Raw genomic sequence first — 8,798 nt, forward strand, 5'->3', positions numbered from 1 at the left:
GAGCCTTATCCGATTACAAATAAAACTCTACGTTTGGTTATTCTATTTGAGTATCTTTCTCAGTAGATCAGTTTGCTGATTCGTGAATGATCTGTTCAACTTGGCTAGCATTTGTATTAATGATGGGCGAATTACCAAAAGAGTCTTTCTCAAAATCTTTTTGACGCTTCTCTAACATCATATTACCGTTGGAAGCAATTTCGATTACAATACCAATTCTTCCGTCGTCTAATCTGACAGTATCATATTCTTGGATTTCGCTTGCTTTCATAGTATCTCACCACTTTCTTTTACGGTTGTTGACATAAGCTGTAACAAGACGTGAGTGCCCATTTTCTGCAATCCATCCCGTTAAAACAAGATGCTCCTGCCGGTTAGGGCCTTTGATAATTAGATTAACCTCGTATCTTTCACCACCATTATAGCCTTTGCCTTTAGAAATTGCTCTTGATGAGAGCACCTTTTGTTTAATCTGGTTAACAAGTTGCTGGGAATCCTTCTTCTCATAGCCTAATGCTGATTTAAATACCCTAGCCTTATCGGCCCCATTCTTGCTCGTTGGGTCTAACGCATAACGGCTAAACTTCTCAACAGGGACGACCGCGTTAACAGCATCAGGTAACAATTCTTTGGATTGGCCTTGCGGTATAACACTGCAGCGGCAATTAGGATGGCTGCTATCAGGTATTTCAGGTACATCATCGATTCGATAAGGACCAAAATCTGCAATCTCTTGGCATTTACTGCAAGCCCCTGGTTCAGTCACCCAGTCAACCCATTTGACTCCTTGCATCTTGTACGAAGTAACATCTACTTGCTGTTTCATTCGGGCCGACTCGCTACGAATTAACCGCTTGGTTTCGTAGCTCATCTGTTCAGCCCGGTCCGCAATCGACTGGTTTGGCTTAAATTGACTGGGATTAGCATGCTTATCCAATAGATTGGGAAGGTCATCAAGTGATAGTCCATGCTTCAAGCTTTGATTAACCAGATACTGTACATCACCAGCTAATTTATCGCTATCGACCCACAGGTTGGCGCTCCACTGTTTTCGAGTGCTTGCTTGAGTAATTACACTGGTTGATTCTCCAACCTGCTTAGGCGCTAGTTTTAGGGCCTTTTTAAGGCGTTTCACCTCGTCTCTGCCATCGGATTCAATACGTTTCTCAATGGTTCGCTGATTCTTAACTGTTAGCCCGATAACACCCAAGGATAGAATAGACCCAATTAGCTGCTGTCGATCAATACCGGCTATATAGGTTTGAATTTTGAGCCTATCTTGAGCTTCTTCAGGCCAATCACTGGTGTCCCCCAACGAATCTAGTGCTTGCTTCCATTGTTCAAGATCCCACCTAGAAACACGAGTCATCGTTTGCGACAGTGTCAGGTCATTCTCATCAGCATACTTCTGATAGAAGGCTAGCAGATGATCACGAACATAACTTAGCAATTCGCTATAATACTGATCACTTTGCTTGTCCATTTGATTGTCCAGTTGAATCAGCTGGTTCATTCGCTGACGTTCTTGCTGAACTGTTATTGTTAGCGGCATTGCCATTAGCTACACCGCCCTTCTGCTGGTCAGTCAGATATTTCTGCATTTGGCCTTGAGCATCGTTGGCCTCCTGTTTCTGCTGCTCCTTGAGACGTTCCACCGCCTTCTTAGGATTATCAATTGCTGACAAGAAGCCTAGTTTAGTCTCATCATCAACCTGACCATTCAATTTATTGACGGTATCCGCTTCTTCACTAACGTTGTGAGGAATACTTTGTTTGTGGTCAAAGGTTAAGTCACTAGCTCGTAACCCTGGTTGATTCCAAACAGAAAACAATATCGTAAATAGCTGACGCAACGCCTTGTCCATCTTCAATGACTTAGTCCGGGCCTTAGCCTGCATGGGTTGATAGCGCTGGAGCAATGCAACTCCGCTAATGGACTGTGCCGACATCCCCAAACTAGAATCATTGAGGTTAACCACCTGACTAATCTGATAGACCAAATCAATCGCCCGATTTAAGAAGTTCTCTTGCGTCTCATCGTTAGCATCAGGCGTCAGAAAAGTAACGTTAGGCTGAGTGGAAGTCTCGCCACTAAAAGCCCCACTATCAACTGGATACAAGTTAATCAACCGATTGTCACGAATATCCTTAATCTGTTCTTCACTTAGCTTTTGTCCGGTCACTAACAGATAGGCATCAGCAAATGAACTAATGTCGTTCGTCTTGGAAGACAAGACGTCATCAATTGCATCAATCAGGCTAATCGTGTCATCAAAGATGCCAGTTCGCTCATCATCTTCCGCAAACTCAATTAGTGGTAGAGCGGGGAAATCATGCATGTCTGACTTTGAAACTGTTTCACTATCGTTGCTATCTGTATTAGTGACCTGAACACCCTTATCACCTTTCTTAAGTTCAAAGTTTGCCTTAGGCGTGATAAGTGTTGGCGTCGCTCCCTCGTCACCCGTTGAATATCGGATACCGAATAGTGGGACATGCTTCACACTGTCGTCATAGACCACGATAGTATCGCGCGGTGAACAAGTCGTGAAATACAATTTGCCTTCATCCAAATAGGCGTAGATATAGGAACGGCCAAAAATGTCAGCTTGCTTGGACCACTCGCTAAAAACATCAGCAGCATCATTATCATTCAACCAATCTTGAATTTTTTCATTGAGAGTATCATCATCAACCCCGTTTGATTGGTGCTTAATTGATACTGGTTCCCCACTAAAATAGCCGTTAAACGTATTAACCAACTTCTTCGGTAAGTTAATCACCAATCGGTGGTCAGGCTTGTTTAACGGCTTCTTATCCTTATGAATGATGTCATAGTGGCGCCCCTTGTAGTAGTCCCGCTTCATCCTATACTTGGTTGCAATATACGCATTGTGGTAATCCACGATGCTAAAAACATCATCCAAATTCTTCTGAATATCTTTGTCTCTCGGATACAAAAACACATCGTCATCCGTGACAGAAATATCACCAGACAATTTGATATTATCTGAGCTTGAAAGGTCTTCTTCCCTTAATGGCATACCACTGAGGAGAAAGTCCTGATTATTTACTGCATAGAATTGTTGAGCGTTCATTATGTCCCTCCCTAGTAGCTAGCTGCCGTCTGCATGCCAGAACCATTAATCTTTGGTGCCAGAACTTTCATACAGAAATAACGTATCGCGTCCATCGTGTGATCATGCTTTTTGACAACCTTGTCTTCGCCATGTTCTGCTGCTTTGTCATCCCAAACATAACTAGCCAATTCCTTAAAAACGTTATTAAGTCCCGGTGTAAGCAGGAATAAACCATTACTCATAGCTGACTGAGTTATCCGAATACCGTCTAGAACGTCATTGTTGGCTGGAATGACAGTAAATCCACGTTGCTTGAGTTTGATAGCAAAGTGGACAGCTGATGGGTCAAGAATGATTGATGCCTTAATCGGCCCAAGGAATCGTTCCAAATCATCAGCATATTGGTCATCACTCTTCTGACGGTTATTAGAAGCTGCACGAGCGTTGTAGTAGTACTCTTTCAAGCAATACCAAATTCCATTAGAAAAACCCCACAGTAGAAATACTGTAGGGTTCAATGCGCCATAGTCAGACGACACCACATATCTAGTTATGGTTCTTGAATCTGGTGGCTTTACAACCATCTTTTGTTTATTGAAATTGTCATAAATGATTCCATCACTAAGTACCCACAGGCCTTGGATAAATCGTTGGTAGAAAACACCCGTGTACATACGTTCGTATCGGTCAATGGTCTCCTGAGACAGTGATGGATTATCCGCCATTGTGAAATGAATGTGCATAGCCTTGTGCTCCTCCAATTTATCTAACCACTCCAGCTTGAACCAGTGATAAGGTCCAGCCGGATTGCAATTAAACCAGAACTTCGCACCGTCAATTGATGCACGGGCTGTGGCCTGGTTAACAAATGACTGTGGCATCAGTGCAACTTCATCAAAAAAGAAGCCAGCGACCGTAATCCCTTGGACCAGGTCTTGGCTTCCCTCATCTTTGCCGCCAAACAGGAAGAAGTAATTAGTGGTTGTCCCATGAGTGATAGTCAGTAAGTTCTCTGACCGTGAGTCTTTGACGTGGTAATGTCGTGCCTCAAGCATGCGCTTAAGCGGGCGAATAACGTTACGTCTCAATGACCCAATGGTCTTACCTGCAATACCGAATTGCTGGCCCCGATAGTTTGTCATGGCCCACAGGACATACGACATTGACATAATCATGGTCTTACCAGCACGGACTGAGCCATCGCAGATAATTGCTTCCTTGTCACGACGATTCAACCACTCTGGGTGTTCACTGATTGTAACATCAAAGTTTTCGGTCTCGAAAGCTCTCGGGTCAATCCACCAACTCAGGACATCAAGCTGCTTATTAGAGAACGGTGCGTATTCAAACCGTGCTTTCTTAATACGCTCACTCCCTTAATTCTCACCATCTCCGCCATCCTCATGTTTTTTGTGCTTGATAGCCTTACCAATAGCACCTAGGAAGCTATCATTCTCAATATCCGTGTCAATTGGTTCAGGCAGCCGGTCTAGCAGCTCACGCATAGCCTTTTGATTGTCATGAAGTTTAACTACTAGGCCATCTTTGCCAGTATGAATATCCTGAATCACGGACCAATCAATCTCATCACTCGGCTTCAAAAAGATATCCGTAACGTGACGGGTAATTGGATTGTCGTCCGTATCAAGCCGCGGCATCCCCTCACTGTCAGTCGCCATCTCTTCATGGACTCGATAATCCATAACATCCCCAAGTGAAGCAAATGCCTGTTTGGCGTACTCTTTTAGAATGTCATCGGCAGTTAAGTAAATATCGGCTTGCTGCTGTCGTTTTAACTGCTCGATAAGCTTCCTGACGTTAGCATTAGTGAGCAGACGACTCCCGTTGGTCTTAGCAACATCTGTCTTGACGTGATACGCCTTCTGATAAGCCCAGGTCGCATTGTAACGCTGCAAATAGTAGGTACAGAACAATTTCTGCTTCTCAGTCAGGTCACTGATATCAATAACATGTAACGCTGCAGCGGCATTGCGTTGCGTTGCAATGTTTTTCGTTTTCGTTGCAACGTCATTGCGATTATCAGTATCTGGTGGTGCTTCACCCGACCGAGACCAGTGCTCACGACTCTTACGACTTCTGAGCGTAGCCACCTTAACTCCATACTTAGCAGCCAGCTCTTTGGGAGTCGACTTGGAGGTCTCATAATCCTTTCTGATTTTATCCCAGTCCATTAAACATCACATCCGACAGCTAAACGCTGGTATATGGCGGGGTCATTTCAACGCCCGCAGTTTTGCATGCAAAATAGAAGGCTTGGTCGTCACTCAGGCCTACATTAAGAGCTTTTGTGTACGCGTCAGCAATAATATTTACCGCATTAGAAACCGTCTGGTCCATCGTTCCGTCAGCAATTTCTCGCTTCAGCGCCTCAGCGCGAACCGCATCCTCGTTTCCAATCTGACTAATCTTATCGTCAAGCTGAGCAATAAATTTATCCTTACTTGTCATATGAATCCTCCTTAATTATCAACGACAATTTGTCTAGATAACCGTGAACATTACGCTACCTCGCTCTGGTGCGTCAGGTACCTTTTGTTGGAACACTTTAAACTCTTTCTGAAAATCAAAATATACTTCTCGTAAACCGTATCTTCCCTCAATTAAGTCCATAGCTGTGCGATACCATTTATCGGTCGGACTAATCTCAACGCTCACTACTTCACCCGGAGAACGGAACATACTAATGTCATTAAGCATTTCTCTTGTGTGATCCAAAAGCTTTTGACGATTATCATTGAATTGCTGTACCTGATACTTATTTTTCACCACCGTTACTTTCACAATTCATCTTCCTTTCGGTAATCTCGTTCACAGAAAAAGCACCACTCTTTTGCGAGTGATGCTTGATTCAAAATCTGAAAATTTAAATTTATAAGTGTCATTTACACTATCTCTTGCAGGATCTCCTTATTAGACAAGCAAATTAAAATGTGGAATAATACTGTTGTAACAAATACATTATGGGAGGTTATATTATGAGTCTAGATGACAAGATTGATAGCACCAAAGATAAGGTAATTGGAAAAGCTAAAGAAGTTGAAGGCAAGGTTACGAACGACAAGGCCCGTGAAGCTGAAGGTAAGGGTCAAGGTATTCTAGGTAAGGCTAAAGATAAACTGTCAGATGCCAAAGATGCTGTTAAAGATACGGTTGATGACGTAAAGGAAAAGTTAGATAAAGACGATAAATAAATTATCATTTTTAAGAAGACCAAAATCTGGTCTTCTTTTATTTTTTCACGCTTGTTACCTTTTTTTCCACACTGTAATACGCGGCTTATGTGGTCGCTGCGGCTTTTTACGTTGCCACCGTCCATCTTTAAGCTGTCGCTCTAACTCGCCCAAACAACGCGCTTCTGTGCGGCTGACTAGGCCAAATTTTGTTTTGATCATTCTGGCCATGCCGGCCACCTCCTATTTTTGGGCAAAATAAAAACGCCCCGTAGGACGTTATACGTTTGAAACTATACTTCCAATTTTGTTCTTAACGCTTCAGTTAATACCTGGGAAACATTAATTTTTCGTTCCTTAGCAATTACATTTAAATACTCTGGAATAGTCACATTTTTGCGAACGGTTCGCGAATACTTAATACGAAATTCTGCTAAGTCAACTGAGATATAAACCAAAGATTCTCCATCTTCTAGTTTAATATCTTCCGGATTTGATGGTTTAGGATAGTCCGATTGGTCTTCTAATAAGTTACCAATCAAATCTTCAGTCATAGCAACGGCGTCCAAGGTATTGTTTCCTTGCGTAAACCCGCCTTTTAGGTCAGGGACTCGAACAAAAATATAGTCCCCATCTTCGCTAAAAATAGCAGGGTAAATTACCATATCCTTCTTCATAGAGTCGATCTCCTTTGTGTTTTCTTTGTCAGTTTCATACTTCAGGGAGAAAAAATCAGGTTAGTATTTGAGAGTATACCAAAACGATCACTCATTTTGGCCGCAATAAAGAAACACTATGGTTTCTCTATATTTGCTTCTCTCAAAATCGCGCGCTCCAACCCTTTTCCGAGTTCCTTAGCATGAATCGGTACCATGACAGTAATATTGCTTTGGGTGTTGTAGAGTTTTAAATGTGATGATCCATTCTGCGATTTCTCGATAAAGCCATGTTCTTTCAACAGTTTAACCATCTGTCGTGGCTTCATCGGCATACTACTCACCTCTTTATTATCGATAATCACATTATACACATTGAATACACACTTAGCAACGAAAAATATTCGTATGTAACAAAAAAAGAGCCGCTCTACCACAGACGGTCCCTCGGACTAATTTCAAACTAAACTGAGAGAAGTTTTCACCTCTTTTCAGGTTAGTTTTATGACCCAGCGTTAAGCAAAAATTTGTTTAGGGTCAATGGACCTTGTAGGATTCGAACCTACGACCGAACGGTTATGAGCCATCTACTCTAACCAGCTGAGTTAAAGGTCCTTAATGACCGGTTATGCAGGCCGGTCAATTTTATGAAGGAGTTTGGCGGGCTAATACGTGCAACGGGATTCGAACCCGTATCTTCTTTGCTCTGCCGTTGAGCTATGCACGTTACTCAGGGAGGTAATCTTGTGGCCGGTTCATCATTCCACCACAATGCACGCAGCGGGGTTCGAACCCGCGTCAGGCAATGACTGTCTGCTCTGCCATTGAGCTATGCGTGTTTTTCTTAATTCTTTCGATGATACTAGAATAACCCTTAAATATGGCTGGTGCCTGCAGTCCGACTGCACAAAAACTGCACTCAAACTGCATCAAAACTGCTTTTTTTAAAAATATGGAGATCATCCAGCATGTAGCAATCGGCAAACTGCAATAGTGCTTTGGGCTTCCAAACGTGGAAATAGCTGGACTCAGAAAATCCTAAGTCCATAAAACACATGGTATCTGATAGTTCTTGTAGATATAGTTCATCTAGTATATTCTGGCAATCTTTATCACAGTGTTTAATTGCTTGGATTGTCCGTTTAACGACTTCTTCGGCATATAACCGCCGCACAATTCTTGAATCTGTCGCATTACCTGATGGCTGAGATTTTGGCATTCCATCATAGCTAGGTGATTTTAAGTCGCTCATTGACTGTCCACTGATACGGACCATCTTAGGCAATACTACAGATAAAAAGTGTGTCACGTTTTGCAAAGTTGCTCCAACATCTACCTCTGGGAAGAGACTTCCCATGTTCATATTGTCAAAATCTAATTCAGCCAACCCTTTCAGCCCCTATCAATGGTATAATTAATTTGTTGACCATTGAGTAAGAACGAATTGGGTGAGGGCTGTTGCGTCAGCCCTTTTTTGCTATCTAAAATGGCCGTGTAAGCTCGTGTAGCACGTTAGTAATTTCCACATTGCTCAGCATACCCAAAGCAATGTAAACTTCCTTAGGCACGCTGTGCTCGCTTAATCTGGATTGAAACTCAGCTATCCCCATCAATACATCGTCTTTCGGCACCAATGCTTCCAGATAGTTAAGCAACATACGCTGGTTACCGTTCATTTCGTCGCGTGTTTTATCCATAATACGTCCTCCTACATGAAATATGAATTTTATCTCATTGTCAGCTCATGGATAACCTGGTTGCGTTCCTTCGCTGACAGCTTGTTAATCGTGTTGCGTTGGCTGTCGCTCAGCTTGATAAAGTGATTGCCACACCACACTAGCGCCTGTGCCACATCGCCACCATAGCTTGCC

13 protein-coding genes and 2 tRNA genes are annotated in these 8,798 nt (G+C 42.8%); 1 reads left to right on the plus strand and 14 read right to left on the minus strand.

The annotated features are described in order from the left end of the window. Nucleotides 1–67: 67 nt before the first annotated feature. From LSE01S_RS10275 to LSE01S_RS10305, 7 genes are read right to left on the minus strand one after another with little or no spacing between them, the layout of a single operon-like run. A complete protein-coding gene (locus LSE01S_RS10275; protein ID WP_061777543.1) occupies nt 68–271 on the minus strand; it encodes a hypothetical protein in 204 nt (67 codons plus the stop codon). Nucleotides 272–277: 6 nt separating this feature from the next. Continuing rightward, nucleotides 278–1,558 (minus strand): DUF6883 domain-containing protein, encoded by a 1,281-nt coding sequence (locus LSE01S_RS10280; RefSeq protein ID WP_156470529.1) that lies wholly within the window; start codon nt 1,556–1,558, stop codon nt 278–280. Further along, nucleotides 1,467–3,098: a phage portal protein gene (locus LSE01S_RS10285; RefSeq protein ID WP_061777545.1), complete on the minus strand. Its 1,632-nt coding sequence runs from the start codon at nt 3,096–3,098 to the stop codon at nt 1,467–1,469. The genes LSE01S_RS10280 and LSE01S_RS10285 overlap by 92 nt, the downstream gene beginning before the upstream one ends. 11 nt (nt 3,099–3,109) lie before the next feature. Continuing rightward, on the minus strand, nt 3,110–4,444 hold the full coding sequence (locus LSE01S_RS10290; RefSeq protein WP_061777546.1) for a PBSX family phage terminase large subunit: 1,335 nt from the start codon (nt 4,442–4,444) through the stop codon (nt 3,110–3,112). A gap of 12 nt (nt 4,445–4,456) precedes the next feature. Continuing rightward, on the minus strand, nt 4,457–5,272 hold the full coding sequence (locus LSE01S_RS10295; protein WP_061777547.1) for a terminase small subunit: 816 nt from the start codon (nt 5,270–5,272) through the stop codon (nt 4,457–4,459). Nucleotides 5,273–5,291: 19 nt separating this feature from the next. Next, nucleotides 5,292–5,549, minus strand: coding sequence for a hypothetical protein (locus LSE01S_RS10300; protein ID WP_061777548.1), 258 nt, complete (start codon nt 5,547–5,549; stop codon nt 5,292–5,294). A gap of 33 nt (nt 5,550–5,582) precedes the next feature. Continuing rightward, nucleotides 5,583–5,882, minus strand: a complete 300-nt coding sequence (locus tag LSE01S_RS10305) for a hypothetical protein (RefSeq protein ID WP_061777549.1) — start codon at nt 5,880–5,882, stop codon at nt 5,583–5,585. Nucleotides 5,883–6,076: 194 nt separating this feature from the next. Between LSE01S_RS10305 and LSE01S_RS10310 the strand changes: the two genes are divergently transcribed. Beyond that, complete coding sequence (locus LSE01S_RS10310) at nt 6,077–6,292, plus strand: CsbD family protein (protein WP_061777550.1); 216 nt, start codon at nt 6,077–6,079, stop codon at nt 6,290–6,292. Between the two features lie 54 nt (nt 6,293–6,346). Here the strand turns inward: LSE01S_RS10310 and LSE01S_RS11015 are convergent, their stop codons facing one another. The 7 genes from LSE01S_RS11015 to LSE01S_RS10340 all read right to left on the minus strand — a co-directional run bounded on the left by LSE01S_RS11015 (nt 6,347) and on the right by LSE01S_RS10340 (nt 8,624). Continuing rightward, nucleotides 6,347–6,502: a hypothetical protein gene (locus LSE01S_RS11015; protein WP_156470530.1), complete on the minus strand. Its 156-nt coding sequence runs from the start codon at nt 6,500–6,502 to the stop codon at nt 6,347–6,349. A 62-nt stretch (nt 6,503–6,564) separates the two neighbouring features. Beyond that, complete coding sequence (locus LSE01S_RS10315) at nt 6,565–6,948, minus strand: type II toxin-antitoxin system HicB family antitoxin (RefSeq protein ID WP_061777551.1); 384 nt, start codon at nt 6,946–6,948, stop codon at nt 6,565–6,567. Nucleotides 6,949–7,064: 116 nt separating this feature from the next. Next, complete coding sequence (locus LSE01S_RS10320; RefSeq protein WP_042750942.1) at nt 7,065–7,262, minus strand: type II toxin-antitoxin system HicA family toxin; 198 nt, start codon at nt 7,260–7,262, stop codon at nt 7,065–7,067. Between the two features lie 206 nt (nt 7,263–7,468). Then, nucleotides 7,469–7,542 (minus strand) — tRNA-Ile (locus tag LSE01S_RS10325). 54 nt (nt 7,543–7,596) lie between these two features. Beyond that, a tRNA-OTHER gene (locus tag LSE01S_RS11020) sits at nt 7,597–7,654 on the minus strand. Between the two features lie 192 nt (nt 7,655–7,846). Beyond that, the gene (locus LSE01S_RS10335) at nt 7,847–8,314 is read right to left on the minus strand and encodes an ArpU family phage packaging/lysis transcriptional regulator (RefSeq protein ID WP_097545830.1); all 468 of its coding nucleotides are present in this window, start codon (nt 8,312–8,314) and stop codon (nt 7,847–7,849) included. 94 nt (nt 8,315–8,408) lie between these two features. Then, the gene (locus tag LSE01S_RS10340) at nt 8,409–8,624 is read right to left on the minus strand and encodes a hypothetical protein (protein ID WP_061777552.1); all 216 of its coding nucleotides are present in this window, start codon (nt 8,622–8,624) and stop codon (nt 8,409–8,411) included. Between the last annotated feature and the right edge of the window lie 174 nt (nt 8,625–8,798).

The sequence above is a fragment of the Levilactobacillus senmaizukei DSM 21775 = NBRC 103853 genome, from assembly GCF_001592085.1.
Taxonomy (GTDB): Bacteria; Bacillota; Bacilli; order Lactobacillales; family Lactobacillaceae; genus Levilactobacillus; species Levilactobacillus senmaizukei.

Coding starts and splice junctions, on each gene's coding strand:
- LSE01S_RS10275 (WP_061777543.1), bottom strand. CDS start 271: ATGAAAGCAAGCGAAATCCAAGAATATGATACTGTCAGATTAGACGAC.
- LSE01S_RS10280 (WP_156470529.1), bottom strand. CDS start 1,558: ATGGCAATGCCGCTAACAATAACAGTTCAGCAAGAACGTCAGCGAATG.
- LSE01S_RS10285 (WP_061777545.1), bottom strand. CDS start 3,098: ATGAACGCTCAACAATTCTATGCAGTAAATAATCAGGACTTTCTCCTC.
- LSE01S_RS10295 (WP_061777547.1), bottom strand. CDS start 5,272: ATGGACTGGGATAAAATCAGAAAGGATTATGAGACCTCCAAGTCGACT.
- LSE01S_RS10300 (WP_061777548.1), bottom strand. CDS start 5,549: ATGACAAGTAAGGATAAATTTATTGCTCAGCTTGACGATAAGATTAGT.
- LSE01S_RS10310 (WP_061777550.1), top strand. CDS start 6,077: ATGAGTCTAGATGACAAGATTGATAGCACCAAAGATAAGGTAATTGGA.
- LSE01S_RS11015 (WP_156470530.1), bottom strand. CDS start 6,502: ATGGCCAGAATGATCAAAACAAAATTTGGCCTAGTCAGCCGCACAGAA.
- LSE01S_RS10315 (WP_061777551.1), bottom strand. CDS start 6,948: ATGAAGAAGGATATGGTAATTTACCCTGCTATTTTTAGCGAAGATGGG.
- LSE01S_RS10320 (WP_042750942.1), bottom strand. CDS start 7,262: ATGCCGATGAAGCCACGACAGATGGTTAAACTGTTGAAAGAACATGGC.
- LSE01S_RS10340 (WP_061777552.1), bottom strand. CDS start 8,624: ATGGATAAAACACGCGACGAAATGAACGGTAACCAGCGTATGTTGCTT.